Below are 26,763 nucleotides of genomic sequence, written 5' to 3'. Positions count from 1 at the left end.
GGAGGGAGCTCTGCTCGCGACCGAGCGCGCAGCGCTCGCCCCCATTATCCGAATCAAACGAGGTACCCCATGAAACCAGAAGTCCTGCAACTGAGCCCGATCCTCATCCCTGAAATCCGCGAACGCCTCGCCGAGCTCTTCACCATTCGCCCGTACTTCCAGCAAACCGACAAAGCTGCCTACCTGGCCGAACACGGCCCGAACATCCGGGGCGTGATCACCGGCGGCCACACCGGTATCACCCGTGAAGTCCTGTCGAAACTGCCCCGCGTCGAAGTGGTCGCGGTCAACGGGGTCGGCACCGATGCGGTAGACCTGGCTTACTGCCGCGACCTGGGCATCCATGTCACCGCCACCATCGGCGCGCTGACCGACGATGTTGCCGATCTGGCCATCGGTCTGTTGATCGCGGCCTGCCGTGGCCTGTGCACCAGCGACCGCTATGTGCGCAGCGGTCAGTGGCAGCACAGCCCGACCCCGCTGGCGCCGCTACCGCTGGCCCGTCAGTTCAGCGGCATGCGCGTTGGTATCGTCGGCCTGGGCCGGGTAGGGCGCGCCGTGGCCACCCGCGCCGCCGCCTTCGGCTGCCCGATCAGCTACACCGACCTGCAACCGATCAGCGACGTCAACTACAGCTACGTCGCCGACCTGAGCGAACTGGCCCGCAACAGCGACGCCCTGATCCTCGCCGCCGCCGCCGACGGCGGCAAAGCGATCATCGATGCCAACGTGCTCGAAGCGCTGGGCCCGGACGGCTACCTGGTCAACGTCGCACGCGGCAAGCTGGTCGACGAAGACGCGCTGGTCGCCGCACTCAAGGCCGGCAGCATCGCCGGTGCGGCACTGGATGTGTTCGTCGATGAGCCCCGCGTGCCTGATGCGCTGTTCGACAACGAGCACGTGGTGTTGCAACCCCACCGCGCCAGCGCCACAGTGCAGACCCGTACCCGTATGGGCGAGATGGTGATTGCCAGCCTGGTGGATACCTTTGCTGGCAAGAAGCCGCAAGCCTGTGTGACCGGTTAAGTAGGCAGTGTTTCAGGGGCGTTTCTGAACGCTCCTGCTACCCCTGACCGATGCCTGCCTGCTCTGAACGGGTTCTCCGAAAGATATCTGCGCTTGTCGGGACGCCGCTCTTTTTCCCCAATAATCCATACCCAGACTCGAACTGGTGGTGGGCTGCACACCGGCCTTGGCGGTTGGCTCAATGGCAGGCTTCAACTCAACGACAGATCTGCTTTCAATGGCGGGTTGGGATGATTGCCTGGTCAGTTGGATGAGGTCGAAGTCCTGCGAGTCTGAAACCACAGTCGTTAGCGTATCGGTCGATGCAACCGAAGCTCTCGGGCTTATGTCTCTCAAGTAGCTCTGCATCCGAACCTGACTACGGGTTCTGATCAAACCGGCAGGGCGAAGAATCTTTTTCAGAAACGTCGGCAGGTGCCCGGTCGGGTCAAAACGGTTAATCGGGTCGCCCACGCAGTAGGCGTAGGCGTTCAGTGCGCCTTCGGTAAACGGACTCATATCATCCGGGCTGTTGAACCTCATCAGCACCGGATTGAACGACCGGAAACCGCTGCCTAATAAATAATGACCTGTGACTGGATCCGCTCGCTCGCGATTGAAACCCGGTAACTGCTCAAAGGCAGCGACAGGATGCCGGTGGCCGTAGGGTGCATAGGTACAGACGCTTAGTCCTGACGTCGCAACGCTATGGATCACCGAACCTGACGGATCGCTACCGACCAGTGCACATAGCGTCTTGCGCTGTTCTCGCTGCTGTTGCGACAGGATCGAGTGCGCCGTATTCAGCCAGGAGGTGCTGCGCTGTTGCTGAACAATGGTCGTCAGTCGCTTCTCTTGATAGAAACACCGCTCGTTGCTTGTTTCACCGGGTAGCCGACCTGCCAGGCGATCCAGGGCGTCGTATTGATAGCGGCAAAGCCAGTTGTGCGCAGGCATATGTGAAAGCCTCGGCCAATCATGCTCAGGCTGAAGTTTCACTGCGAACAGGCAATCCGGCGACTGGCAGAACTGTGAGGCTGGGCGCCACCCACATCTTCTATGACTCGTCCCGTTTGTTATATGGCTCACCCCGCAGCCGATGCGATAGTGGCCAAAATAAAAGGATTCGAGCATGTTCGAGCGCACTGTAACCCCGGCAGACGACAACGGTTGTGGCTGGTTCCACCTCAGCCTGGGGCGCAAAGTGCGTCCGGCGCATTCGGGTAGCACCTCGGCGCGCTGGGTCGTGCTGGGCGCAGGCTTTACCGGTGTGGCCGCTGCCCGGCAACTGGCCCTGCATTACCCCAATGACCAGATTGTGCTGGTCGAAGCCCAACAGGTCGGTTTCGGTGCTTCAGGCCGCAACTCCGGCTTCGCCATCGATTTGCCCCATGACATCGGCGCCCCGGACTACATCGGCGACCTGGCCACCGCGCGCATGAGCCTCAAGCTCAACCTGCGCGCCCAGGAGTTGCTGAAAAAACTGATTGCCGAGCACGGCATCGATTGCCAGTTGCAGGCCGCCGGCAAGTACCAGGCGGCCATCGAGCCCAAGGGCATTGCGGTGCTGGAAGCCTATCGCAGCGGTCTTGAAAAACTCGGCCAGGCCTACCAGATGATCGATGGCAAAGACATGCCAGAGCATGTCGGCACGCACTTCTACAAGCGCGGGCTGTACACCCCCGGCACTTACCTGCTGCAGCCTGCGGCACTGGTCAAAGGGCTGGCCGAGAGCCTGCCGGCCAACGTCACGCTGTTCGAGAACACCCGCATTCACAGCATCGAGCAGGGCGCCGACAAAGTCACCCTGATCCACGACAACGGCCGGTTGATCGCCGACCAGTTGCTGCTGACCAACAACGCTTTCGCCTCGCACTTCGGCTTCCTCAAGGGCCGCCTGCTGCCGGTGTTCACCTACGCCAGCATGACCCGGCCCCTGACCGAACAAGAACAGGCGCGTCTGGGTGGCAAGAGCACTTGGGGCATTATCCCGGCGGACCCGTTCGGCAGCACCTTGCGCCGTACCCCGGACCAGCGCCTGCTGGTGCGCAACAGCTTCAGTTTCAACCCCGACGGGCGCAGCCACAAGAAATACCTGGAGCGTGCCGAACGCCAGCAGCGCGAGTCGTTCGAACGACGTTTTCCGATGCTCGCCGGCACGCCATTCGATTACACCTGGGGTGGCTCGATGTGCCTGTCGCGCAACCATGAATCGTTTTTCGGCACACTGGCGCCGCGCATTCACGGTGCATTGTGCTGCAACGGTCTGGGCATCACCCGCGGCACCATCACCGGCACGCTGCTGGCCGACTGGCTGGCCGGTGAGCGCGATGAACTGATTGATTTTCTGCTCTCCTCCAAAGGGCCGAATGCCAACCCGCCAGAGCCGTTCCTGAGCCTGGGAGTGAACTTCAACCTGCGCCTGGGCCAACACCGTGCGGGTCAGGAAAGCTGAGCCGCCAAGGAGAGCAACATATGCACAGCATCGGCATTCTGGGCGTTGGCGAACTGACCGAAAAACTCGTTCGCGGGCTGCGTAACGGCGGTTTTGACGGGCCGATCCTGCTCTCGCCGCGCAATCGCGAACGGGCTGCGGCACTGGTCGCCGACTACGGCTGTAGCACGCTGCAAAGCAACGCGGCAGTGGCCGAACAGGCGCAGCTGTTAGTCGTTGGCGTGCGCCCGGCCGACCTGGCCAGCCTGGCCGCTGAGGTTCAGGTCAGGCCCGGTCAATGGCTGGTGTCGGTGGTGGCCGGCGAAAGTCTGAGCCGGCTTGCCGAGTTGTTTCCGGGCGCTCGTTGCGTGCGCGTCATGCTGTCGTACGCTGCCGAGTTCGGCCAGTCGACGGTTGCCCTGACCCCACCGACCCCTGAGCTGGAACCGCTGTTGGGGTTGCTGGGGCGTCTGGTGGTGCTGGCCGATGACACGCAGTTCGAGCTGGGCACCGTGGCCGCCTGCATGAACGGCTGGTTCTATTTCCTGCTGCACGACTTGCAAGAGTGGCTGGCCGATAAAGGCTTGCCGGAGCAACAGGCCCGGCAACTGGTGCTCAGCAGCCTCAAGGACTGCCTGGCCTGTTCTGAAGAACAACAGCACGAGAGCCTCAAGGCCCTCGGCGAGCGCATCGCCACTCCGGGCACCTACACCGCCGACGGGCTGGCGCTGCTCAACCACTCGCAGGCCGGCGCGCAATGGAAAGCAGCTTGTGAAGTGGTGCTCGATGCCCTGCTGAGCCGTTCTGCCGGCCACTGAGCCACCCGTCTTACCTGCACCGGGCTTCGACTCCTTGCTGGCAGGCCAGCAGGAGCGGGCCTGATTCAACCCTGCCAACGAGGCCCCGATACCCATGAGTAATGTACTGACCGTTGTACGCAACGCTGACCACGCCGAGCTGGGCGAGCCGGCTCCGGCCAAGCTGCCGATCGGCGACATTATCGCCCAGGCACGTACCGCCCAGGATCAGACCAACGAAGCCGTCGGCGCCAGTATCGGCGTTTGGGAAAGCAGCCCCGGTGTGTTCCGTCGGCACCTGAAGAACCGTGAATTCAGCCACATCATCAGCGGCTGGTGCATCTTCACTCCCGACGGTGGCGAACCGGTCAAACTCAGCGCTGGTGATGCTGTACTGTTTCCGGAGAACTGCGAAGGCGTGTGGGACATCCGCGAGAACTTCCGCAAAACTTACGTACTGTTCTAGGAGCGGGCGATGACACCTATCGAACGCATCAACGCAGGCACCCGTGCCAGCCAGATCATCATTGCCGGTGACCGCTTCGAAACCTCCGGCATGGTGGCGCTCAAGCCTGAGTCCGATACCGATATCACCGCCCAGACCCAGTGTGTACTGAGGCAGCTGGAGGCGATGCTGGCGCGGATCGGCGTCGGCAAGGAACGTGTGACTCGGGTGCAGATCTGGCTCAGTGACATGGCCGATTTCGACGCCATGAACCTGATCTACGACGCCTGGGCCGCCGAAGCACCGCCGACTCGCGCATGTGTGGGGGCGCAACTGGTGACGCCGCAGTACCTGATCGAGATTCAGGCCAGCGGGTATCTGTAACAGAGTCGGTAAAACCGCTACAACCAAACCGCGCTGTGGCTAGTTCAAGACCGGGGTATGCAAGTCATTGGTAGTCGGTCCACCAAGAATGCCCAGTGCGGGTTAAAGCCGATACTGTTCGATTAAGCATCACACCCCCCTGTGGGCGCTTGGTCTGGGCGGCATTGCGACGAAGAGGCCGGTTTAAGTCACCGCATCAAACCAGACCCAGGCGGTGCAACGCTTAATCATGAAACATGCTGCGTGCGTTAGTCGTGCCACGTAACGGAGTCGATACGTTGACGGGCTTTGTACGGTGCTAGTTTGGTCGGGCTTTTTAAATGTATTAGCCCGTCATTGGAGGCGCTTGTGTACGAAGTTGATCGCACTACTTATCGCTCTGTAAAAGGTTTCAATCGTCGCGTTCGTTTTCTTGTCATGCACTATACGGCCATCGGTTTTCGAGGCTCGGTCAATGCCCTGACCGGGCCGGCCGTGAGTGCCCATTATCTGATCCCCGACCCGTCGGAAAAGGACTATCAGGAGGCAGGTTTCAATACCTTGCGCATCTTCAACCTGGTCGATGAAAGCGAGCGGGCCTGGCATGCGGGGGTCAGCACATGGGGCAACCGCAATAGCCTCAACGACACCTCGATTGGCATCGAGATCGTCAATCTGGCCACCGACGAAGGCGGCGTATTCAAGTTCCCGCCGTACCATCCTGAGCAAATCGAAGCCGTCAAACAACTGGCCCGCGATATCCTGCAACGTTACCCGGACATCAGCCCGGTCAATGTGGTCGGGCATTCGGATATTTCACCCGGCCGCAAGAGCGACCCCGGCGCGGTTTTTCCATGGAAAGTGCTTTATGACGCAGGCGTGGGCGCCTGGTACGACGCGGCCACGGTACAAGCCTTCAAGCAACAGTTCAGCGCTGGTCTGCCATCGCGTGCTGATATAACAGCCAAACTAAAAACCTACGGCTACGACACCTCTACTGCCGCCGGTGACAGTGGTTATCGTGGGTTGGTCAGAGCCTTTCAGTTGCACTTCAGACCTGAGAACTATAACGGTGTAGTTGATCTTGAAACTGCAGCCATTGTTTATGCGCTGGTCGCCAAATACTTCCCCGGAAAGTAAGTTTCAGCTGTTCTCCGTTTGAGAAGGCTCTGAAGCAGGCATCTATTCAATGCCTTTGCGCGTTGCAGGTGCACTTCTCAGCTTTCTCACATTGCCTGCAGCGGCCCAGCGCCTGACTCGATCGGGTGCTGGGCGGGGGCGTCTTGTGATGGACATTTCAAATTCGCTTGCGTTTTTCCAAGGAAAGGCTAATTTCCTGCCTGAATATCATATTGCCAGCTTGCGGCGATCTCTCGGGAAGGAACCTTACTATGCAGTCCAAAGGATTGGTTCGATGCGGCGTGTCGCTGGCATCGCTTTTCTGGGTCGCTACCGCCCTGTCTGCTCAGGAGGAGGGCATCAGCAACCCACCGACACTGAGGATGGGGATTGACCGCAACGCGCCGGCAGCGGTAACCGGTGTGCGTGAGGCTCCCGGTGTTACCTCACGCACAGCCGTTCGCCAGAACGACCCTGGTGCACAACTGGAACTGCGTCTGAAGCAGGCCCAGATCCAGGACCCGCAGAAGGGCACCAAGGACACGGTCTGGCTACGCGGTTATGCGGATCCCAATAACAGCAATGCCCCTGGCAATCTGGTCGCGGCCCCGCTGATCAAGGCACTTCCCGGCCAGACGGTACGCTTCGATATCTACAATCATTTGCTGCCCTGGGACGATCTGCCAGACAACCTGCGCCAGGACTACACCCGGGCCGGGCTTGGCAAGGACGTTTACGAAAAGCTGATCCCGCCGCAGGAGTGCGATCCGGCGCATGATGCCGGTTCAATGAACACGCCTAACAGCCGCCCCGGTTGCTTCAATGTCACCAACAACCACTTTCATGGCAGTTGGGTGAATCCGGCCGGCAACAGTGACAACGTACTGCGCAGCCTGTATCCCGGCGCAGGTGTTGCACACGAATACGAATACAACATTCCGGCTGATCATCCTGCCGGCACCTTCTGGTATCACCCGCACATTCACGGCTCCACCGCTCTGCAGGTCGCCAGTGGCCTGTCTGGCGCATTGATCGTCAACGGCGATCGGTGGCCGGTTCCGGGAGCGAACGGTCAAGGTTTTCGCAGCGGCGACATTGATGTGTTGTTGAGCAAACCCGACGGCAAACCGATTCCCGACCGGGTCTTCATGCTCCAGCAGATCCAGTACGAATGCTTCAAGCCCGACGGCACGCCCAAAGATGACAAATGGAATTGCGCCGAGGGCGATATCGGCGCCATCGTGAACTACAACAATCTGGGCGGACCGAAAAACTGGACAAATTCGGGGCGCTTCACCACGGTCAACGGCCGAGTCGCTGACATGCTGGGCATTGGCAGTGAGCCTGGTCAGGAGAAAGTCATCGCCGGCCAGCCTGAGCGCTGGCGGTTTATCCATGCCGGCTTCAATGACAGCATCAAGGTGCAGATCTATCCTGCCAAACCAAACCCGGAAAAAGGCGAGGCAAGCTCGCTCAAGGCGCTGTTCAGCAAAACCTCCGCCACTGACAATGACCGTACAATCGCACGCGTCTGCGACGTCGATGGCCCGCCACTGAAGGTGTTCGAGATCGCTGCCGATGGGCTGACCCGATACCAGGCCCTGGAAACTGATGCGCGGGTTCTGCAGCCGGGCTACCGCAGTGACGTGCTGGTGTCTTTCCCGCAGCCTGCCGGCAACCTGCGCCATCAGGATTACTGCGTCATTGATTCACCCCTCAAGGGCGAGGCCAGCGTGGAAGGCTCGGTGGACAGCCGGCGCCTGCTCTTCTCTGTCAGGGTCGAGCGCAACGATGCCCGGCCGCAGATTCCCGAGGCCAAAGTCGTGATTCATGAAACCCTCTCCAGCGCCGCCAAGCGACTGGCCGCAGACCGTCAAAGGCAGGGGCTTGACGTCTCGAAACTGCCAGCGATCCTGGCCGATCTCGACGCAGGCCTGAAGCTTGAGAATTTCTCGCCGCACGAGAGGCTGACAGGGCAGACCACGCGTGAGCAGGAGGATGCCTGGTTGCATGTGGACAATGTCCGCTTGCTGCGCTTCGACTTCAAGTCGGTGCAGAAAGATGTGTCGCCGCCGTCCCCCGGACCGGGAATCGGGCATACACGCTTTTCCCGTGGCGATTTCGAAGTGGCGTCTGATCCCGACCCGCAAGCCCCCTGGGGCAAGGTCGAGGATGTGCGCTTCAGCACCAGACCGGACGAACTGATCGCCCTGCAGCTTGGCGACACTGATGAGTGGCGCCTGCGGACCGCCGATTTTGCTCACCCCTTCCATATTCATATCAACCCGTTCCAGGTGGTGCGCGTAACGGGCAAGGATGGCAAGGATCTGACCCAGGACCCCAGCTCGCAGTATTTCGGCATGAAGGACGTCTACAAGGACACCATCATGGTGGAGTCGGACGTCGAAGTCGTCGTGCGCTCGCACTACGAGCGCTACGTCGGACGCTTCGTCTTGCATTGCCACATCCTGCCCCATGAAGACGCCGGCATGATGCGCCTGGTCGAGATTTTCGATCCCGGCATTCCGGGCGGGCTGGACGGCATCGAAAAGCGCAACCGGGAGGCCGCAGGCTCAGCCCATTCCCACTGAGGCTTGCGTCGATAGAGGCTAAAGGAGGCTGACATGCTGCGCCACGGTTTCATAATTGAACGTGGCGCACGCATGCCCAAGGGGGGGGGCACGTGTCGATCCGGCTGCGCGCCGTGATCCGGTATTAAACCGCGCAAGTACGGATTTCACATTTATGTCTATCATCCTGCGCCAAGGTCGGCCGGCCCTCGCGGTACGCCAAGGCAGTTTCGATATCCATGCACTCAACGACGGTTCGGCCAGTGCACTCGTGCAACGGCTTGAGCAGGCGCGTACACGTCTTGAGCAATGCCTGCCTGCCATTGGCCGGATCGAGCTGCAGGGTAATGCTGACGACGAGCTGGCCGGCACGGGCTGGCTGGTGAGCAAGGACATCGTGGTGACCAACGCCCATGTCGCCGACAAGTTCGCCATGCCCTACGGCAATGGCTTCCGCTTTCGCTCAGCGACATCGGGCAGCGGGCGGCAGAGCGCGGCCATCAACTTTCTCGCAGAGGCCGGCAATGCGCTCACCCGCAAGGTAGCGATCAGCGAAGTGCTCTGGATCGCCCGCGACTGGAAACCGGATATCGCGTTTCTGCGTCTGGCGCAGGACAGCGGGATTGAACCGCTGCTGCTTGCCAAAGAGCCTCCCCAGACCAACACCCACGTCGTAGCGGCTGGCTACCCGGTGCGTGACGCCGAAGTTGAAGATCAGCAACTGATGGAGCAGATTTTTCAGGAGCTCTACACCTACAAGTGCTTGTCACCTGGCATGGTAAGCGGCTTCACCGGCACGGTATTGCATGATTGCAGCACCCTGCGCGGCAACTCCGGCTCGCCGCTGCTCGACCTCAACAGCGGCGAGGTTGTCGGCCTGCATTTCCTCGGGGGGCCGCTCGACGGCTCTAACCAGGCCATCGCGGCCAGTACCATTCGCAATCTGCTGGTACAGCGCGGGCTGCTGTAATCATGCTTCGCCCCGGAAGCTGTCAGGCCGGCAGTTGCGCTTGCTCCTGGCTTTCACGGTGTATGACCGGCCACTGATCGAGCACCTGGTCCAGCACCAGATGCGCCTGGGTAATCAGGTGCATACCGGCCATCGCCAAGTGACGCGGCGGGCCTTGCAGCGCATCGGCGCTTTCATAAACCGTGGCGGTGGCGCAGCGCAGCAACTCCACGGCATGGGCCAGGCGGCCTTCAACAAGGGTAAGGGACGATTCGAGCGAGGGTGGGTCGGGAACGATCTTTTTCATGAGTACAACTCCGTTAATGCTGATGGAGCCGTCACCCATTGCCTACCAAACGCCGGGTGGCGACCGTGCACAAGTTGGTAGGACCGGTTAACGGAACCCGGCGCGTCCGAAGACGCCCTGCGCACGGCCACCATAACTGCAGGCCGAATAAAAGCGCCTCGCAAAAGGTGGCGCCCTGCGCCGTTAACCCTCAGGCCTACCAAACCTGGTCGCTGGATTTACAGCGACGGCCAGAGGGTAGATACCGAAACTCACGGGCGCAAGCGGTCGGGATTTTCTCGGAAATTTCCTTCAAGAGAAAGAGAGGCATCTTGCAATTGCAGGCCGCAGACGGGCCGAAATGCTACACGATCTCGTAGGAGCCGCTTCAGCGGCGAAGCTTTTGCAGCTAAAGCTTCGCCGCTGAAGCGGCTCCTACAATGTTCCGTGTTTGCAGCGCGACGCCGAGCCTGATCGCCTACAACTCCGGATCCAGCCCCACCGGTCCATCCTGCCAGTCGGTCTTGAACCGCTCCACCTCATGGCGGCGCTTGCGGTACGAATACGGCGTTTCACCATACTGTTTGCGAAACCACAGAATGAAGTGCGAAGCGTCCGAGAAGCCGCAGGCCAGGGCGATGGTGGTGATGTTCTGGCTGGTGTTGACCAACAGCCGCCGGGCGTGGTCCAGGCGCAGTTTGCGCCAGTAGTTGGCCGGTGGCTCTTGGGTGTTGGCGACAAATTCACGGTGTAACTGGCGCGGCTGGGTGCCGACCGCCAGCGCAACCTCCTTGAGCGACAGCGGCGTGTCGAGGTTCTCGCGCATGAACTTGATCGCGCGGCTGACCCGATCGTTCTCGTAAATGGCTGACTGGGCAGCCGGCTCGGCCTGGGTATGGGTGTCGGCCTGTTTTTCCACCAGCAGATATTCCAGGCCCTTCTGCGCCCGGATCGCCCCGCAGTGGCGGCTGATCAGGCTGGCCGCCAGGTCGATGGCGGTGCCGCCGGGGCAGGTGATGATCCCGCCGTCGTCCACGTAGCTTTTGTCCAGCACCGCAACGGCTTCGGGGTACAACTGCTTGAACTCATCAAGAATGGTGAAGTGCACCGCGCAGCGCTTGCCGTTGAGCAACCCGGCTTTACCGAGCACAAACGACGCCGAGCACAGGGCGATGATCGGCACCTTGGCGGCATGCAGGTCGCACAGTGCATCGAGCAGCCACTGCGGCGGGTTGCGGGTCTCGCCCATCAGCCCGCCGGCGACCACGATGTAATCGTATTGCGCCCAGACATTGAGCGGCTTGGTCGGCGAAATCGGCATGCCGCAACTGGCGGTCACCGGCAGGTCATGGCAGGTCATCCAGTCCCACTGGCAATGCACCTGCTGGCTGCGAAACGACTTGTCGGCCGCAAAGCGCAAGGAGTCCACCAGGCCTGCCACCGGCACCAGAGTGAAGTGATTGAGCAGGATGAAACCGACCCGCAGGTCCGGTTTGACCGGAGTCGGCAAGGGCGCATCCGCAACGGCATCCGGGGCATCGACAAGGGCCATGATCGGCAATCTCCAAGCGTCCGGCATCGATGCCGTGGTGTCGATTCTAGGCCTGCCGGGTTGTCCTGAATATCATATTTAGCCCCATAAACAGGACGTGAAGGACGATCGGTCGCAACCTACGATCAATTGTCATTGCTGTAATAGCCGCTCTGCCGGGTGGCTGCGCATCATGCTGAAAAAACCACTCACCAAGGCAGCACTCCTATGTACCGTGGATTCTGGTATGCGCAGGCCCTCGATCTGGACAGCGATCTCGCTCCCGCCCTCGAACAATCCATCCAGGCTGACGTCTGCATTGTCGGCGGCGGCTTTCTCGGCCTCTGGTCGGCCATCCGTCTCAAGCAGGCACACCCGGAAAAGAACATCGTCATCGTCGAGCGCGACCGTTGCGGCTCTGGTGCCAGCGGCCGTAACGGCGGCGTGGCGACCAACTGGTGGGGCAAGTACCTGTCGGTACGCACCATCTGCGGCGACGTGGAAGCGCGGCGTATCTGCGAGGCCGCCGAGTCGGCCATCGACGAGATCGGCAGCTTCTGCCAGGAACATGGCATCGACGCCCAGTACCGCAAGGATGGCTGGCTGTGGAGCGCAACCAACCAGCGGCAGATGAACTCCTGGAAGGTCCTGACCGACGGCCTGCAGAATCTGGGCGTCAACCCGTTCAAGGAGCTGGACCGGCAGACCATCGCCGGCCGCATGGGCTCGCCACTGGTGCTCGGCGGTATCTTTGACCCCAACGCCGCCACCGTACAACCGGCCATGCTCGCCCGTGGCCTGCGCCGTGTCGCGCTCAAGCTCGGTGTGCAGATTTTCGAAAAATCGCCGTTCACTCACCTTGAGCGCGGCAAGAACCCGGTGGTGCATACCGCCAAAGGCCATGTGAAGGCCGATCATGTGGTGCTGGCACTCAACGCCTGGGGCGCACAATTTCCTGAGCTGCGCCGCATGATCGCGATCATGTCCAGCGACATGGTCGCCACCGCGCCGGTCAAAGCCAAACTCGATGCCATCGGTTTTAGCGGCGGCGAATGCATGACCGACTCGCGCACCGTGCTCAACTACTGGCGCAACACCCCGGATGGCCGTGTGGTGTTCGGCAAGCCGCTGGGCCAGTTCGCCTATGCCGGGCGCATCGGCAACCTGTACGAAAAACCCTCGCCGGCTGCCGATCGCGTCGCCGCCGAACTGCGCCGGCTGTACCCGCAACTGGCCGACGTGCCGGTGGTCAGCAGTTGGACCGGGCCGATTGACCGGGCCATGAAAGGCCTGCCGAACTTCGGTTACCTAGACCACCACGGCACCATCAGCTATGGCATCGGCTTCTCCGGTAACGGCGTGGCGACCACCGTATTTGCCAGCCGCATCATCAAGTCGCTGGCCACCCATGCCAATGACGAGTGGTCCAACTGCGGCCTGGTCAACCAGAAAATGAAACTGCTGCCGCCAGAGCCGTTCCGCTTCTTCGGGGCACACATGGTGCGTGACGCGCTGGTGCGCAAAGAGAGCCTGGAAGACGTCGATCAGGACGCCGGGTTCATCACCAAACAGCTGGTGGCCATGGCCCCGGCCGGTTACGTGCCGGCGCAGAAAAAATAAGGACGATGACGATGACCGAGAAAGTCGTATTCCTCGACGACGACGGCCTGGCCGCCTCGACGCAGCTCAAACGCCCAGGTTTTGAGCATCAGTGGCAACAGTACGCCTATACCCAGCCTGACCAGGTGCTGGAGCACCTCAAGGACGCCACGGTGGCGCTGACCTGCAGCGTGCCATTGCGTGAAGAGCACCTGCGCCAGTTGCCGAAGCTGAAGATGATCTCGCTGGCGCTGACTGGCCGCGATATCGTCGATGTCGATTATTGCGAGGCGCATGGCATTCAGGTGTCGAGCGTCCCCGGTTATGCCGCCAACACCGTGGCCGAGCACAGCCTGGCGATGATCCTCGAACTGTTCCGCCGCCCGGCCGCCTTCACCCGGCTGATGCGCCAGGTGCGCGACGGCCAGGCGCCGTTCAAGAACATCTACTTCGACCACCGCATTCGTGACGTGCGCGGTCGGCAACTGGCGATCATCGGCAGCGGTCCGATTGCCATCCGCCTGGCTGAACTGGCCCGGCATCTGGGCATGCAGGTGCTGTTCGAAGACCGTGGCGGCAAGCGCCAGGGCGCTGATGTGCGGCCGCTCAATGAGCTGCTGAAAAGCTGCGACGTGCTGTCGATCAACTGCCCGCTGACCCCGCAGACCTACAACCTGATCGACGCCGACCAGTTGGCGCTGATGAAGCCTGATGCGTTGCTGATCAACACCGGGCGTGGCGGGGTGGTCAACGAAGCCGCACTGATCGACGCGCTGCAGGGCAACCGCCTTGGTGGCGTGGCCCTGGACGTGGTCGAGCACGAGCCGCTGCACCCGAGCAACCCGCTGTTCCAGTTGCTCGACCGCGATGACTTCATCCTCAACCCGCACATTGCCTGGAGCAGTGAAGATGCCATGCAGCAGTTGATGGACAGCGCCGTGGACAACATCACCCACTTCATCAACGGCCAGGCTGAACTGCCAGTCAAAAGGACCCTCAGCGCATGACCATCGTCACCAAAAGCAGCTATGTGGACGGCGCCTTTGTCGCGCTCGACAGCAGCAGCGATCTGCTGGAAAACCGTAACCCGTCCAACCCCGGTGAAGTGATCGAGCGCTTCGTGCGTGCCGACAAAGACCTCACCGAACAGGCCATCGCCGCCGCCCGCCGTGCAGCACCCGGCTGGGCACGCAGCAACCCGCAAGTGCGCGCCGATGCACTGGACTTTATCGGCACCGAGATTCTCGCCCGCCGCGAAGAGTTGGCGCGTTTGCTGTCTCGCGAAGAAGGCAAGATCGTTCGTGAGGCCTTGGGCGAGGTGGACCGCGCCGGTCGCTCGTTCAAGTTCTACGCCCAGGAAGTGCTGCGTGCTGAAGGCGAGAAGTACCAGTCGGTGCGTGCTGAGGTGGGTATTGATGTGTTCACCCAGCCGGTGGGCGTGGTGGGCATCATTGCCCCGTGGAACTTCCCGATTGCCATCCCGGCGTGGAAGATCGCCCCGGCGCTGTGCTTCGGCAACTGCGTGGTGTTCAAGCCGGCCGAACTGGTGCCGTCCTCGGCCTGGGCGCTGGCCGAGATCATCTCGCGTGCCGGCCTGCCAGCGGGTGTGTTCAACATGCTGATCGGCCCCGGTCGCAGCGTGGGTGACACCATTATTCGCTCACCCGATATCGACGCCATCAGCTTTACCGGCTCCGAAGGCACTGGCAAGCAGATTGCCAGGCTGGCCGCCGAGAACATGACCCGCGTGCAACTGGAAATGGGCGGCAAGAACCCGCTGATCGTCCTCGACGACGCCGATCTGGAGCAGGCGGTCGATGTGGTGCTCAACGGCTCGTTCTTCAGTACCGGCCAGCGCTGCACAGCCAGCTCCAGGGTGATTGTCACCGCCGGTATTCATGATGCGTTTGTCGCGCGTCTGGCCGAGCGCACCCGTGCCCTGAAAGTCGGCGAAGCGCTGGCCGCCGACACCGACATCGGCCCGGTGGTGGATGGCAAGCAACTGGAGCAGAACCTGTCGTACGTGACCATTGGTCAGCAAGAAGGCGCCAGGCTGGTGTGTGGCGGCGAGCGCATCGACAACCAGGCCGGTGCGTTCTACTTCACCCCGGCGCTGTTCACCGAGGTGCGTCCCGAGATGCGCATCTACCGCGAAGAAATCTTCGGCCCGGTGCTCAGCGTGCTCAAGGTGCACAACTATGAACAGGCCTTCGCTGCCGCCGAAGACACGCCGTTCGGGCTGTCGGCCGGCATCGTCACCACCTCGCTCAAGTACGCCGAGCACTTCAAACGCCACAGTTCGGCCGGCATGGTGATGGTCAACCTGCCCACCGCCGGCGTCGATTACCACGTGCCGTTTGGCGGCAACGGCGCCTCCAGCCTTGGCTCGCGGGAGCAGGGCACCCATGCCCGGCATTTCTTTACCCGGGTCAAAACCACTTATCAGTTGGCCTGAGCACTGTTACCTTTTGACATGCAAGCGCGTCTACGCTCAGACCGCATGAAAACTGCTGCGCTCGGTGATGCTGCGTTGAAAGCAGGCTCGGAATGCTCATTGACAACCAGTCAACTCCGCTTCCTCGCCTGCTTTCGCCTTGCCTGACCTTCGCTCGCGACGTTTTCAAACCGTCTGCTGTTCTTAACCTATTAAATGACGAGGAGCATCATGGCCAAGGCCGCCGATGTGGTAGTGCAATGTCTGGAAAACGAAGGCGTCGAGTACGTATTCGGTATTCCGGGTGAAGAGAACCTCGACCTGCTCGAGTCCCTGCGCAAGTCGCAGATCAAGCTGGTGCTGACTCGCCACGAGCAGTCCGCCGGCTTCATGGCCGCTACCTATGGTCGCCTGACCGGCAAGACCGGCGTGAGCCTGTCGACCCTGGGCCCCGGTGCCACCAACCTGGTCACCGCGGGCGCCTATGCATACCTGGGCGGTATGCCAATGCTGATGATTACCGGCCAAAAGCCGATCAAGAAATCCAAGCAAGGTCGTTTCCAGATTCTGGATGTGGTCGGCATGATGCAGCCGCTGACCAAGTACACCCACCAGCTGGCGAGCGCGGACAACATCCCGTCGCGGGTGCGTGAAGCTTTCCGCCTGGCCGAAGAAGAAAAGCCCGGCGCCGTGCACCTGGAACTGCCTGAAGACATCGCCGCCGAACAGACCGACGTGATGCCGATTCCGCGCAGCGTGCACCGTCGTCCGCTGGCCGAGCACAAGTCCATCGAAGCCGCCGTGGCCAAACTCAAGGCCGCGCGCAGCCCGATTCTGGTGATCGGTGCCGGTGCCAACCGCAAGATGACCGCCAAGGTCCTCAAGCAACTGATCGACAAGACCGGCATCCCGTTTGTCACCACGCAAATGGGTAAAGGTGTGGTCGACGAGCGCCACCCGCGCTTCCTCGGCAACGCCGCACTGTCGTCCGGTGACTTCGTGCACCGCGCGGTAGAGGCAGCCGACCTGATCATCAACATCGGCCACGATGTGATCGAAAAGCCGCCGTTCTTCATGGTCCGTGGCGGCACTGAAGTGATCCACATCAGCTTCCGCAGTGCCGAAGTCGATGCGGTGTACTTCCCGCAGATCGAAGTGATCGGCGACATCGCCAACGCCATCTGGCAGATCGGCGAAGCGCTGGATGCTGCGGCATTCGACGGCAGCGCGCAGTGGGACTTCACCCGCCTGATGGCGATCCGTGAAGCCAACGAAGCGCAAATTGCCGAAGGCGCCGATGACGACCGCTTCCCGGTGTATCCACAGCGTCTGGTGGCCGACATCCGTCGCGCGCTGCCTTCCGAAGGCATCGTGGCGCTGGACAACGGCATCTACAAAATCTGGTTCGCCCGCAACTACAAGGCGCACAAGCCCAACACCGTGCTGCTCGACAACGCCCTGGCGACCATGGGTGCCGGCCTGCCATCGGCAATGGCCTCGCACCTGGTGTATCCGCAGCGTCCGGTGATCTCGGTGTGCGGTGACGGCGGTTTCATGATGAACAGCCAGGAGCTGGAAACAGCCGTGCGCCTGAACATGAACCTGACCGTGGTCATTCTGCGTGACGACGGCTACGGCATGATCCGCTGGAAGCAGGCCAACATGGGCTTCACCGATTTCGGCCTGGACTACGGCAACCCTGACTTCGTCAAATACGCCGAAGCCTACGGTGCCTTTGGCCACCGCGTCGAAAGCGCTGCCGAGTTCCTGCCGCTGCTGGAGAAATGCATCAGCACCCCAGGCGTGCACGTGATCGACTGCCCGGTCGATTACAGCGAGAACGACCGCATCCTCAACACCGAACTGCGCGAGCGCAGCCTGGCGGTGTAATTCGGTCTTCGCGGCTAAAGCCGCTCCTACGGGGTTTGCGACAACCGTAGGAGCGGCTTCAGCCGCGAAACATCGATACGTGCCAGATCCGCGACAAACCTGTAGGCTCCTCGTCTCTCGATTCCCCATCGATCAGGAGCTTTTGTGGATCTGCGTCAACTCGAAGCCTTTGCCGCCGTGATGTCGGCCGGTAGCGTGACCGGTGCCGGGCAGATGCTCGGGCGTTCGCAACCGACCATTACCCGGCAGATCCAGGAACTTGAGCAGGAACTGGGCTTTGCTCTGTTCGAACGCAGCGGCCCCAAGGTCACCCCGACCCAAAAAGCTTTCATGATGACCGCCGAGGTCGAGAGCGCCCTGCAAGGGGTGCGGCATGTGCATCAACGCGCGCTGAACCTGACCCGCGACGAAAACCGCAGCCTGCGTCTGGTCGCCACCCCGGCGCTGGCCGCCGGCCTGTTACCGCCGGCGCTGGCGCTGCTGCCTGAAGACCTGCGCGCCCAACAGCTGCAAATCCAGAGCCTGTCGCCGGAGGCGGCGGTGCAGGCAGTGCTGTCGAAAACCTTCGACCTGGGCATGATCAGCCTGCCACTGGAGCATCGCGGCCTGGAACTGCACTGGATTGGTGAGGCACCTTGCGTGGCGGTGCTGGCCGCAGACAGCGAGCTGGCGGGCGAGCCGGTGTTGAGCATGGCGCAACTGGCGGGGCAGACGCTGGTGAGCATTTCCAACCCGTTCCGCTTTCGCCGCCGGATCAACAAGGCCTTCGAGCGCGCAGGTCTTGAACCGGCACACATTCTGGATACCAACACCTCGCTGATCGCCATGCAGATGGCGCGGGTCGGGTTGGGCGTCGCGCTGGTCGATCCGTTCACCGCCTTCGGTGTGCCGTTGCAAGGCGTGGTGGTCAGGCCCATCGAGTCGGCGATTCCGTTCTATTTCGGCCTGGTCTCAGCCCACGCCAGCCCGCTGTCGGATGTCGCCAGGGCGCTGGTCGAGGCCCTGAAAACCACCTCGCAGTCACTGCTGCCCGGCATGACCCTGCACCCGGCCAACCGTCACGATGTGTTGATGCAGGCGATTTACGCCAGCTGATCGCAGGTTCTTGTGGGAGCGAGCTCTGCTCGCGAAGGCCATTTTTCACACGCTACAGATGTTGCGCCTGGGTTGGCCCTTTCGCGAGCAGCGCTCGCTCCTGCATCGCTCATATTCCAATACTGAATATCCATAGCATTTTTAAGTTGTTGTGGTGATAAGTCGCGTCTCTTAGTATTCGATTACCAAATGAAACGGCTTTGAATATACGAAAAATGGATTATATGGCTCAGACCACAATCCTGCTTAGCGGAAATCCAGCCGACCTCGGCAAATCGCCGCATCACTTTTCACGGCGACTTGTCGGAGGGATGTTTCATGCAAGCGAAGTTTTCAACGGTTTCAGCGCCCGCGCTCTTGACCTTGGCCGGTCTGTGCTGCGCAAGCGGTGCCCAGGCGGCAGACGAGCAAGAACAGGCGGTCCAGCTGCAGACCGTGGTGTCCGTGGGTAACCGTGGTGTCGAGCGCACCGTGGCCGAAAGCGCCGTGCCAATTGATGTGATTGGCGGCCAGGACCTGGAGAAACAGGGCGCCAGTGTCAGCCTGCGCGATGCGCTGGCCAATCTGTTGCCGTCGTTCAACGTGGCCAAGGTCACCGGCGGCGCCTACAGCAACGTCGCCCGTGCTGCTGGCCTGCGGGGTCTGGGGGGCGGTTATGTGCTGGTGCTGGTCAACGGCAAGCGTCGCCATGGCGGCTCGGTGGCCTCGGAAAACTCGGTGCTGGTCGAAGGCTGGAACCCGGCTGACCTTGAGCTGATTCCGGTGGCGGCGGTGGACCGCGTCGAAGTATTGCGCGACGGCGCTGCTGCCCAATACGGCTCTGACGCGATCGCCGGGGTGATCAATATCATCCTGAAAAAGGACAGCAGCGGCGGCAGCGCCACGACGCTGGTCGGCCGTCGTTCCGGCTATCACGGGGTCGGCTCCAACGGCGAGACTTATCAGCAAAGCATCAACAAAGGCTTTGAGCTGCCCAATGGCGGCTTCTTCAACTTCACCCTGGACGCCAAGAACCAGGACAGTACCAAGCGCTCCGCCGAGGCCACCGGCAGTTTCTATTACCCGGTCAACGGCCAGCCTGACCCACGCGAAACCACCGTCGAGCGGCGCAACTACGGCGGCGGCCTGCCGGAGATCGAGCAATACAACCTGGCCTACAACGCCGAGCTGCCGATCACCGACGACACCACCCTGTATTCGTTCAGCACCCTGGGTAAGCAGGACGCGCTGGTGTCCATCGGCTTTCGCCGGCCCAACTCCAACACCATCATCAATGAGCTGTATCCCGATGGCATTGCGCCGAATTTCACCTTTGAAAGCCTTGATTACCAGGCCGTGTTTGGCGCCCGTGGCAAGGACGTGGCCGGTTGGGACTGGGATCTGAGCACCTCGTATGGCCGCAACCGCCAGAAGCAACTGACCGATAACAACCTCAACCCGTCGCTGGGCACCAGCAGCCCCACCGACTTCTGGTTGCAGACCAACACCTTCGATCAGTGGACCACCAACCTGGACCTGAACCGGACCCTGGACATCGGCCTGAGCAACCCGCTGACCTTCGCCACTGGTCTGGAGCATCGCTTCGAGCATTACCGTACCGAATCCGGCGACCCGGACTCCTACGCCAGCGGCGGCTACCGTTACCCGGCCGGCCACCCGCGTGCCGGCCAGCAGGCGGCTATCGGCGCGCTGGGCAACTACCTGTTGCTGCCTGAAGACGAAGTCAATCTGCGCCGCAGCAACACCGCAGCCTATGTGGACTTCGGTCTGGACGTTACTGACAAATGGTTTGTCGGTGCGGCCGGGCGTTTCGAGCATTACACCGACAGCTCGGGCAATACCTGGACCGGCAAACTTTCCACCCGTTATGCCTTCACCCCGGAACTGGCGGCTCGCGGTGCATTGAGCAGCGGCTTCGTGGCGCCGTCGATGATCCAGCAGGGCTACGCCAAGACTGGCCTGGGCCGTCGCACCATTGGCAATGAAACCCGCGACATCATGATCAAGCGCGTCCAGCCGGACTCGGCCATCGGCCGGGCACTGGGCGCCGAAGACCTGGAACCGGTGCGCTCGCAGAGTCTGTCGGCCGGCCTGACCTGGAACCCGCTGAAAAACCTTAACGTCTCGCTGGATGCCTACCTGATCGACCTGCAAGACCGCATCGCCCTGGTCAGCCCGCTGCAAGGCGCGGCGGTGGACGGCATCCTGGCGACCTACGGCTTTTCCCATGTGCAACAAGTGCAGTATTACGCCAACGCCTTCGACACCCGTACTCGCGGTGTGGATCTGGTGGTGGACTACACCCAGCACCTGGGCGAGTTCGGCCGCCTGCGTTACAACCTTGGCGCCAACTGGAACAAGGCAACCATCACCGATCAGAAAGACAACCCAGCCCAGTTGCAGAGCCTTGGCCTGTCGCGCTTTGAGCGCAGCGGTCTGGGCGGCATCACCGACCTGACGCCGAAAACCAAGTTTCTGCTGGGCGTGAACTGGCAGCGTGGCGACTGGGACGTGGGGCTGCGCACCACCCGTTATGGCGAAGTCAAACGCCTGGGTGACACCAACGGCGGGGTGGACGAACGCTTTGGCGCCAAATGGATCACCGACATCGACGTCGGCTACCAGATCACCGACAACGTCAAAGTCTCGCTGGGCGCGGACAACGTGTTCAACGTCTACCCGGACAAACACACCGTCACCGACGTATCGGGCGCTTCCTATTACTCGTCGATCTCGCCGTTTGGCTCATACGGGGCTTTTTACTATGGGCGGCTGAATATCGATTTTTGATAACTGTTTCGTCGTAGGAGCGGCTTCAGCCGCGAATCACGGTATTTGCCTTCGCGGCTGAAGCCGCTCCTACAGGCCGAGCAAGACCACACGACTTCCTTTACCGAGACCGCACACCCATGCCTGACACCCATACCCCCATCGGCCTGCCTGCCCTCGAAGCACGCTTGCGCGAAGACCTGGAATGGCTCGGCCTGCCCGCACAACCCTGGGTCAAGACTCAGCAGCATGGCGACACCGAACTGCTCGATGTCGCCATCGTCGGCGCCGGCATGGCCGGGATGGCCGCCGCTGCCGAGTTGCATCACCTGGGCGTGCGCAGCGTGCTGTTCGATCAGTCCGAGGCGGGTTTCGAAGGGCCGTGGGCGACCACGGCACGGATGCAAACCCTGCGCTCGCCCAAACAACTGGCAGGTCCCGCGCTGGGCTTGCCGGCCCTGACGTTTCGGGCCTGGTATCAAGCCCGTTTCGGTCTTGCGCAATGGCAGGCGCTGGACAAGATCCCGCGCCTGCAATGGGCCGAGTACCTGCGCTGGTATCGCCAGGTACTGAACCTCGATGTACGCAACCAGCACCGCATCGCCAGTGTGCAACCGACCGCCGAAGGCTTCGTGCGCTTGCTGATCGATGCGCCTGACGGCCTTCAGGAAGTGCTCGCCCGGCACGTGGTACTCGCCACCGGCCGCGACGGCATGGGCGGCCCTTGGGTGCCGGATCTGGCGCTGGCCTTGCCGCGCCAGTACTGGGCGCATTCGGCCGATGGCCTGCAGGACGCCTGGTTCACGGGCAAGCGGGTGGCGGTGATCGGTGCCGGGGCTTCGGCCATGGATGCGGCGGCCACGGCGCTGGAAGCCGGCGCGGCCTCGGTCGACATGCTGGCGCGCCGCCGTGAACTGCCACGTATCAACAAGGGCAAGGGGGCCGGCAGCCCCGGCATGACCCACGGTTACTGGCGCCTGCCCGATGCCTGGAAATGGCAGATCCGCGAATACCTCAATGCCCAGCAGACCCCGCCGCCACGCGGCAGTACCTTGCGTGTGGCGCGTCACGCCAATGCCCGTTTGCTGCTGGACAACGCCTTGGAAGCGGTCGAACTCGACAGCCAGGGCCAGTTGCAGGTGCGCACCTCGCAAGCCAATCTGGTTTATGACTTCATTGTCTTCGCCACCGGCTTTCGCACCGACCTGGACAAACGCCCGGAATTCGCCCCGTTCGCGCCGTACATCCGGCGCTGGTCCGAGCGTTTTCCGTTGCCGGCCGACCAACTCGACAGCGAAGCCGCGCAACTGCCCGACCTGGGGCCGCTGTTTGAATTTCTGCCGCGTGAGCCGGGTATCTGTCCGGGGCTGGAGCGTATCCACTGCTTCAACTATCCCGCTGCGCTGACCTACGGCGGCGTGTCGGGAGATATCCCGGCGATCAGCGACGGCGCCAAGCGCATCGCCCAAGGCCTGGCCGGCCAGTTGTTCAATGAAGACATCGAGTATCACTTCCGGGCGATGCAGGACTATGCCGACCCAGAGCTGCTCGGTGATGAGTGGCAGGCCGGCCGGTTGCGGGCCGGGGAGCTGCGCACGTGACCGGCTGGCTGCTGCGCCGTATCGGCCAGGCGTTCATCGTGCTGGTGCTGATGTCGCTGATCGTGTTCGTCGGCCTCAATGCCATCGGTAACCCGCTGGATATCCTGATCGGCGAAGACCTCAATCAGGCTGAACGGGCGGCGGCAATTGCCCGACTGGGTCTGGATCAGCCGCTGTGGCAACAGTACCTGCACTTCATCGGCGGGGCGCTGGACGGGCATCTGGGCAAGAGCTATGTGCATCACGAAGATGCCTTGCAACTGGTCCTCAACCGCCTGCCGGCCACCGTTGAACTGGCGGTCACGGCGCTGCTGCTGGCGATTCTGGTCGGCGTGCCGCTGGGGCTGTTTGCCGGGCTGTATCCTGACCACCCGTTGTCAAAGCTGATGATGGCCACCAGCATCATCGGTTTCTCGCTGCCGTCGTTCTGGGTGGCGCTGATGCTGGTGCTGTTTTTCTCGGTGCATCTGGGCTGGCTGCCGGCCAGTGGCCGGGGCGAAACCCGTGAGCTGTTCGGTATCCAGTGGTCCTGGTTCACCCTCGACGGCTGGCAGCACCTGTTGTTGCCAGCGCTGAACCTGGCACTGTTCAAGGTCTCGCTGATCCTGCGCCTGACCCGCGCCGGGGTGCGCGAGATTCTGCCCCAGGACTTCGTCCGGTTTGCCCGTGCCAAGGGCCTGTCGCCGCTGCGCGTGGTGCTGATGCACGTGCTGCGCAACACCCTGATTCCGCTGGTCACCGTGCTGGGCCTGGAGCTGGGCTCGACCATCGCCTACGCGGTGGTCACCGAGAACATCTTTGCCTGGCCCGGTTCCGGCAAGCTGATCCTCGACAGCATCAACAGCCTGGACCGCCCGGTGGTGGTCGCCTACCTGATGGTCGTGGTGGTGATCTTCGTCACCCTCAACCTGATCGTCGATATCTTGTACCGCGTGCTTGACCCGCGGGTTCGTCTGGAGGCTGCGCGATGAGTGGTGCTGTGTCTGCCGTGTCTGTCGTTTCGCCCTGGCAGCGCGCCCTGGGCGATTTCTTGCGCTCGCCTTCGGCCTTGCTGGGGCTAGTGCTGTTGCTGGGCATCGTCCTGCTGGCGGTGCTGGCGCCGTGGGTCACCCCGCAAAATCCCTATGACCTGCTGCAACTGGATGTGCTCGACGCACGGCTGGCACCGGGCAGCGAGAGCATGAGTGGCGGTTTCACTTACTGGCTGGGCACCGACGGCCAGGGCCGCGACCTGTACTCGGCGATCGCCTATGGCCTGCGCATCAGCCTGGTCGTGGGGCTGGGCTCGGCGTTGATTGCAGCGGTGGTCGGCACCGTGATCGGCCTGGCTGCGGCATACGCCGGTGGCTGGGTCGATGCGCTGCTGATGCGTCTGGTCGATATGCTGCTGTCGTTCCCCGGCATCCTCATGGCGCTGATGATCCTCGCCTGGCTGGGCAAGGGCGTTGGCAACGTGATGCTGACCCTGGTGGTGCTGGAGTGGGCCTACTACGCGCGCACCGCCCGCGGTCAGGCGCTGGTCGAGAGCCGTCGTGAATACGTTGAGGCCGCACGCGGCCAGGGTATTACCCGCTGGCGCATTCTGCTCGGTCATATCCTGCCCAACTGCCTGCCGCCGCTGATCGTCATCGGCGCATTGCAGATCGCCCGCGCTATCACCCTGGAAGCGACCCTGTCGTTCCTTGGCCTGGGCGTGCCGATCACCGAACCCTCGCTGGGTCTGCTGATCGCCAACGGCTTTCAGTACATGCTCGGCGATGAATACTGGATCAGTGTGTTTCCGGGGCTGGCCCTGCTGCTGACCATTGTCGCCATCAATCTGGTGGGCGACCGCCTGCGCGATGTGCTCAACCCGAGGCTGCAAGCATGACGGCCGTTCTTGAAGTACGGCCGGCTACCCTGGAAGTGCGTGGCCTGAGCGCCGCCTTTCAGACCCGCGACGGCCTGCTGCCGGCGGTGCGCGACCTGTCGCTGACACTGGCACCGGGGCGCATTCTGGGGCTGGTCGGTGAGTCTGGTTCGGGCAAATCGGTGACCGGCTTTTCCATTTTGGGTCTGCTGGATAAACCCGGACGTATCACCGCCGGCGAGATCCTGTTCCAGGGCCGCGACCTGCGCCGGCTCAAGCCCCGTGAGCTGCGCGAGTTGCAGGGCGACCGGCTGGCGATGATTTTCCAGGACCCGATGATGACCCTCAATCCGGTGTTGCGGGTCGACACCCAGATGATCGAGGCGGTGCGCGCGCATCGGCGGGTTAGCCAGGCTCAAGCCCGGACCCTGGCCAGCAACACCCTGGCGAGCATGGGCATTGCCAGCCCGGATGAACGTCTGCGCGCCTACCCGCATCAGTTGTCTGGCGGCATGCGCCAGCGGGTGGCGATCGCCATTGCCTTGCTGCACCGCCCGGACCTGATCATTGCCGACGAGCCAACCACCGCACTGGACGTGACCATTCAGGCGCAGATCCTCGCCGAGGTGCAGAAACTGGTGCGTGAACAAGGCACCTCGCTGCTGTGGATTACCCACGACCTGTCGGTGGTCGCCGGGCTCGCCGATGAACTGGCGGTGATGTATGCCGGGCGCATCGTCGAACAAGGCCCGGTGGACGCGCTGCTGGATAACCCGCAGCACCCCTATACGCAAGGTTTGATCGACAGCCTGCCGAGCCGTAACAAGCGCGGCGAACGGCTGCGGCAGATCCCCGGCATGGCGCCGTCACTGGGCAACCTGCCCAACGGCTGCGCCTTCGCACCGCGTTGCTCGCGGGCCAGTCAGGCCTGTGCTGACGAGCCGCCATTGCAGTTGCTTGAGGGATGCAGTGTGCGTTGTTTTCATCCCGGCGCCGGAGCAGGAGAAGCGCATGCCCAGTGATATTCCATTGATCGAGCTGCGTCAGGTCAGCAAGGAGTTTTCCTCCGGCCAGCCCGGTATCGCCGGGCGTGCCTTGCAGCGCCTGGGGCTGGTCCGGCCAGCGGCGCTGACCCGTGCGGTGGACAGTGTTGACCTGAGCATCCGCCGTGGCGAGGTGGTCGGCCTGGTCGGTGAGTCCGGCTGTGGCAAGTCCACCCTCGGCCGCATCGCCGCCGGTCTCAACTCTGCGACCCGTGGCCAGGTGCGCCTGGATGGCCAGGTGCTGGACGAGCTGCCGAGTGCGCAACGTCAGGCGGCGCGGCTCAAGGTGCAGATGATTTTTCAGGACCCGTACTCAAGCCTTAACCCGCGCCTGCGCATCGACCGCATTGTCGGTGAAGGCGCGCGCCTGCAAGGCCTGACTGACCGCGCCGGCTTTGATGATTACGTCAGCACCCAGTTGCAGCGCGCCGGCCTCGACCCGGCTCTGCGGCTGCGCTACCCGCACCAGTTCAGCGGCGGTCAGCGCCAGCGCATCGGCATTGCCCGCGCCCTGGCAGTGCAGCCTGATGTGCTGGTCTGTGATGAATCGGTGGCGGCGCTGGACGTCTCGATCCAGGCCCAGATTCTCAATCTGTTCATGGACCTGCGCGAGCAACTGGGCCTGACCTACCTGTTCATCAGTCACGATCTTGGCGTGGTCGAGCACCTGTGCGACCGGGTGGTGGTCATGTACCTCGGTCGTGTAGTGGAACAGGCGTCGGTGGACGACCTGTTCGCCCGGCCCAACCACCCCTACACCCAGGCCTTGCTGGCGCAGATTCCGCGCTTTGAACTGCGCCGCAGCCAGTACGCGCCTATTGAAGGTGAGATGCCCAGCCCGCTGGCACCCCCTTCGGGCTGTCACTTTCACCCCCGTTGTCCGTATGCCAGCGCCCGCTGCCGCGAGCAGGCGCCACCGTTGCAAAAGGTGGCGCCGGGGCACTTCAGCGCTTGCCATCTCAATCACCCCGTATGAACGAGGAA

22 protein-coding genes are annotated in these 26,763 nt (G+C 62.3%); 19 read left to right on the top strand and 3 right to left on the bottom strand.

From position 1 onward, the window contains the following. Window positions 1-69: 69 nt before the first annotated feature. The gene (locus tag NRB16_RS22325) at window positions 70-1,026 is read left to right on the top strand and encodes a 2-hydroxyacid dehydrogenase (RefSeq protein ID WP_257106964.1); all 957 of its coding nucleotides are present in this window, start codon (window positions 70-72) and stop codon (window positions 1,024-1,026) included. Between the two features lie 12 nt (window positions 1,027-1,038). Here the strand turns inward: NRB16_RS22325 and NRB16_RS22320 are convergent, their stop codons facing one another. Further along, window positions 1,039-1,962: an RHS repeat-associated core domain-containing protein gene (locus tag NRB16_RS22320; protein WP_253140646.1), complete on the bottom strand. Its 924-nt coding sequence runs from the start codon at window positions 1,960-1,962 to the stop codon at window positions 1,039-1,041. A gap of 175 nt (window positions 1,963-2,137) precedes the next feature. Between NRB16_RS22320 and NRB16_RS22315 the strand changes: the two genes are divergently transcribed. From NRB16_RS22315 to NRB16_RS22285, 7 genes are all read left to right on the top strand, one after another. Continuing rightward, a complete protein-coding gene (locus NRB16_RS22315) occupies window positions 2,138-3,460 on the top strand; it encodes an FAD-binding oxidoreductase (RefSeq protein WP_257106963.1) in 1,323 nt (440 codons plus the stop codon). Between the two features lie 20 nt (window positions 3,461-3,480). Further along, window positions 3,481-4,257, top strand: a complete 777-nt coding sequence (locus NRB16_RS22310) for a pyrroline-5-carboxylate reductase (protein WP_253140644.1) — start codon at window positions 3,481-3,483, stop codon at window positions 4,255-4,257. A 94-nt stretch (window positions 4,258-4,351) separates the two neighbouring features. Beyond that, complete coding sequence (locus NRB16_RS22305) at window positions 4,352-4,702, top strand: cupin domain-containing protein (protein ID WP_253140643.1); 351 nt, start codon at window positions 4,352-4,354, stop codon at window positions 4,700-4,702. 9 nt (window positions 4,703-4,711) lie between these two features. Continuing rightward, the gene (locus NRB16_RS22300) at window positions 4,712-5,065 is read left to right on the top strand and encodes a RidA family protein (RefSeq protein ID WP_253140642.1); all 354 of its coding nucleotides are present in this window, start codon (window positions 4,712-4,714) and stop codon (window positions 5,063-5,065) included. 348 nt (window positions 5,066-5,413) lie between these two features. Continuing rightward, window positions 5,414-6,184, top strand: coding sequence for an N-acetylmuramoyl-L-alanine amidase (locus NRB16_RS22295; protein WP_257106976.1), 771 nt, complete (start codon window positions 5,414-5,416; stop codon window positions 6,182-6,184). A 251-nt stretch (window positions 6,185-6,435) separates the two neighbouring features. Further along, window positions 6,436-8,754: a multicopper oxidase family protein gene (locus NRB16_RS22290; RefSeq protein ID WP_257106962.1), complete on the top strand. Its 2,319-nt coding sequence runs from the start codon at window positions 6,436-6,438 to the stop codon at window positions 8,752-8,754. 154 nt (window positions 8,755-8,908) lie between these two features. Next, entirely contained in the window at window positions 8,909-9,703 is a 795-nt protein-coding gene (locus tag NRB16_RS22285; RefSeq protein WP_052483349.1) for a serine protease, read from the top strand. A 22-nt stretch (window positions 9,704-9,725) separates the two neighbouring features. On the opposite strand, the gene NRB16_RS22280 is transcribed toward NRB16_RS22285, so the two are convergent. After that, entirely contained in the window at window positions 9,726-9,989 is a 264-nt protein-coding gene (locus tag NRB16_RS22280; protein WP_045483397.1) for a DUF6124 family protein, read from the bottom strand. 457 nt (window positions 9,990-10,446) lie between these two features. Next, complete coding sequence (locus NRB16_RS22275) at window positions 10,447-11,520, bottom strand: GlxA family transcriptional regulator (protein ID WP_257106961.1); 1,074 nt, start codon at window positions 11,518-11,520, stop codon at window positions 10,447-10,449. Between the two features lie 207 nt (window positions 11,521-11,727). On the opposite strand from NRB16_RS22275, the gene NRB16_RS22270 reads away from it, so the two are divergent. The 11 genes from NRB16_RS22270 (at window position 11,728) to NRB16_RS22220 (ending at window position 26,755) form a co-directional block, all read left to right on the top strand. Continuing rightward, a complete protein-coding gene (locus NRB16_RS22270) occupies window positions 11,728-13,119 on the top strand; it encodes an FAD-binding oxidoreductase (protein WP_257106959.1) in 1,392 nt (463 codons plus the stop codon). 11 nt (window positions 13,120-13,130) lie between these two features. Continuing rightward, entirely contained in the window at window positions 13,131-14,105 is a 975-nt protein-coding gene (locus tag NRB16_RS22265) for an NAD(P)-dependent oxidoreductase (protein ID WP_257106958.1), read from the top strand. Then, the gene (locus NRB16_RS22260) at window positions 14,102-15,553 is read left to right on the top strand and encodes an aldehyde dehydrogenase family protein (protein ID WP_257106957.1); all 1,452 of its coding nucleotides are present in this window, start codon (window positions 14,102-14,104) and stop codon (window positions 15,551-15,553) included. The genes NRB16_RS22265 and NRB16_RS22260 overlap by 4 nt, the downstream gene beginning before the upstream one ends. Window positions 15,554-15,763: 210 nt before the next feature. Next, window positions 15,764-17,422, top strand: coding sequence for an acetolactate synthase large subunit (locus NRB16_RS22255; protein ID WP_045483382.1), 1,659 nt, complete (start codon window positions 15,764-15,766; stop codon window positions 17,420-17,422). 144 nt (window positions 17,423-17,566) lie between these two features. Next, window positions 17,567-18,517, top strand: a complete 951-nt coding sequence (locus NRB16_RS22250; protein WP_257106956.1) for a LysR family transcriptional regulator — start codon at window positions 17,567-17,569, stop codon at window positions 18,515-18,517. Window positions 18,518-18,835: 318 nt separating this feature from the next. Continuing rightward, window positions 18,836-21,307 (top strand): TonB-dependent siderophore receptor, encoded by a 2,472-nt coding sequence (locus tag NRB16_RS22245; RefSeq protein WP_257106955.1) that lies wholly within the window; start codon window positions 18,836-18,838, stop codon window positions 21,305-21,307. A gap of 119 nt (window positions 21,308-21,426) precedes the next feature. After that, window positions 21,427-22,887, top strand: a complete 1,461-nt coding sequence (locus NRB16_RS22240) for an NAD(P)/FAD-dependent oxidoreductase (protein WP_257106954.1) — start codon at window positions 21,427-21,429, stop codon at window positions 22,885-22,887. Then, window positions 22,884-23,858 (top strand): ABC transporter permease, encoded by a 975-nt coding sequence (locus tag NRB16_RS22235; RefSeq protein WP_045483370.1) that lies wholly within the window; start codon window positions 22,884-22,886, stop codon window positions 23,856-23,858. The genes NRB16_RS22240 and NRB16_RS22235 overlap by 4 nt, the downstream gene beginning before the upstream one ends. Next, the gene (locus tag NRB16_RS22230; protein WP_253140631.1) at window positions 23,855-24,757 is read left to right on the top strand and encodes an ABC transporter permease; all 903 of its coding nucleotides are present in this window, start codon (window positions 23,855-23,857) and stop codon (window positions 24,755-24,757) included. The genes NRB16_RS22235 and NRB16_RS22230 overlap by 4 nt, the downstream gene beginning before the upstream one ends. Continuing rightward, window positions 24,754-25,758, top strand: coding sequence for an ABC transporter ATP-binding protein (locus NRB16_RS22225; protein ID WP_257106953.1), 1,005 nt, complete (start codon window positions 24,754-24,756; stop codon window positions 25,756-25,758). Before NRB16_RS22230 ends, NRB16_RS22225 begins: the two co-directional genes overlap by 4 nt. Next, window positions 25,748-26,755, top strand: a complete 1,008-nt coding sequence (locus NRB16_RS22220; protein ID WP_257106952.1) for an ABC transporter ATP-binding protein — start codon at window positions 25,748-25,750, stop codon at window positions 26,753-26,755. The genes NRB16_RS22225 and NRB16_RS22220 overlap by 11 nt, the downstream gene beginning before the upstream one ends. Window positions 26,756-26,763 lie beyond the last annotated feature (8 nt).

This window comes from Pseudomonas sp. LJDD11 (assembly GCF_024584215.1).
Lineage (GTDB): Bacteria > Pseudomonadota > Gammaproteobacteria > Pseudomonadales > Pseudomonadaceae > Aquipseudomonas.
This window is presented reverse-complemented; position numbering and strand designations above follow the sequence as displayed.

Bases quoted from the DNA above. Each gene is read 5' to 3' on its own strand.
- NRB16_RS22225 (WP_257106953.1), top strand. From the start codon at position 24,754: ATGACGGCCGTTCTTGAAGTACGGCCGGCTACCCTGGAAGTGCGTGGC.
- NRB16_RS22285 (WP_052483349.1), top strand. From the start codon at position 8,909: ATGTCTATCATCCTGCGCCAAGGTCGGCCGGCCCTCGCGGTACGCCAA.
- NRB16_RS22255 (WP_045483382.1), top strand. From the start codon at position 15,764: ATGGCCAAGGCCGCCGATGTGGTAGTGCAATGTCTGGAAAACGAAGGC.
- NRB16_RS22270 (WP_257106959.1), top strand. From the start codon at position 11,728: ATGTACCGTGGATTCTGGTATGCGCAGGCCCTCGATCTGGACAGCGAT.
- NRB16_RS22230 (WP_253140631.1), top strand. From the start codon at position 23,855: ATGAGTGGTGCTGTGTCTGCCGTGTCTGTCGTTTCGCCCTGGCAGCGC.
- NRB16_RS22260 (WP_257106957.1), top strand. From the start codon at position 14,102: ATGACCATCGTCACCAAAAGCAGCTATGTGGACGGCGCCTTTGTCGCG.
- NRB16_RS22280 (WP_045483397.1), bottom strand. From the start codon at position 9,989: ATGAAAAAGATCGTTCCCGACCCACCCTCGCTCGAATCGTCCCTTACC.
- NRB16_RS22290 (WP_257106962.1), top strand. From the start codon at position 6,436: ATGCAGTCCAAAGGATTGGTTCGATGCGGCGTGTCGCTGGCATCGCTT.
- NRB16_RS22320 (WP_253140646.1), bottom strand. From the start codon at position 1,962: ATGCCTGCGCACAACTGGCTTTGCCGCTATCAATACGACGCCCTGGAT.
- NRB16_RS22240 (WP_257106954.1), top strand. From the start codon at position 21,427: ATGCCTGACACCCATACCCCCATCGGCCTGCCTGCCCTCGAAGCACGC.
- NRB16_RS22275 (WP_257106961.1), bottom strand. From the start codon at position 11,520: ATGGCCCTTGTCGATGCCCCGGATGCCGTTGCGGATGCGCCCTTGCCG.
- NRB16_RS22325 (WP_257106964.1), top strand. From the start codon at position 70: ATGAAACCAGAAGTCCTGCAACTGAGCCCGATCCTCATCCCTGAAATC.
- NRB16_RS22245 (WP_257106955.1), top strand. From the start codon at position 18,836: ATGCAAGCGAAGTTTTCAACGGTTTCAGCGCCCGCGCTCTTGACCTTG.
- NRB16_RS22300 (WP_253140642.1), top strand. From the start codon at position 4,712: ATGACACCTATCGAACGCATCAACGCAGGCACCCGTGCCAGCCAGATC.
- NRB16_RS22305 (WP_253140643.1), top strand. From the start codon at position 4,352: ATGAGTAATGTACTGACCGTTGTACGCAACGCTGACCACGCCGAGCTG.
- NRB16_RS22315 (WP_257106963.1), top strand. From the start codon at position 2,138: ATGTTCGAGCGCACTGTAACCCCGGCAGACGACAACGGTTGTGGCTGG.
- NRB16_RS22310 (WP_253140644.1), top strand. From the start codon at position 3,481: ATGCACAGCATCGGCATTCTGGGCGTTGGCGAACTGACCGAAAAACTC.
- NRB16_RS22265 (WP_257106958.1), top strand. From the start codon at position 13,131: ATGACCGAGAAAGTCGTATTCCTCGACGACGACGGCCTGGCCGCCTCG.
- NRB16_RS22220 (WP_257106952.1), top strand. From the start codon at position 25,748: ATGCCCAGTGATATTCCATTGATCGAGCTGCGTCAGGTCAGCAAGGAG.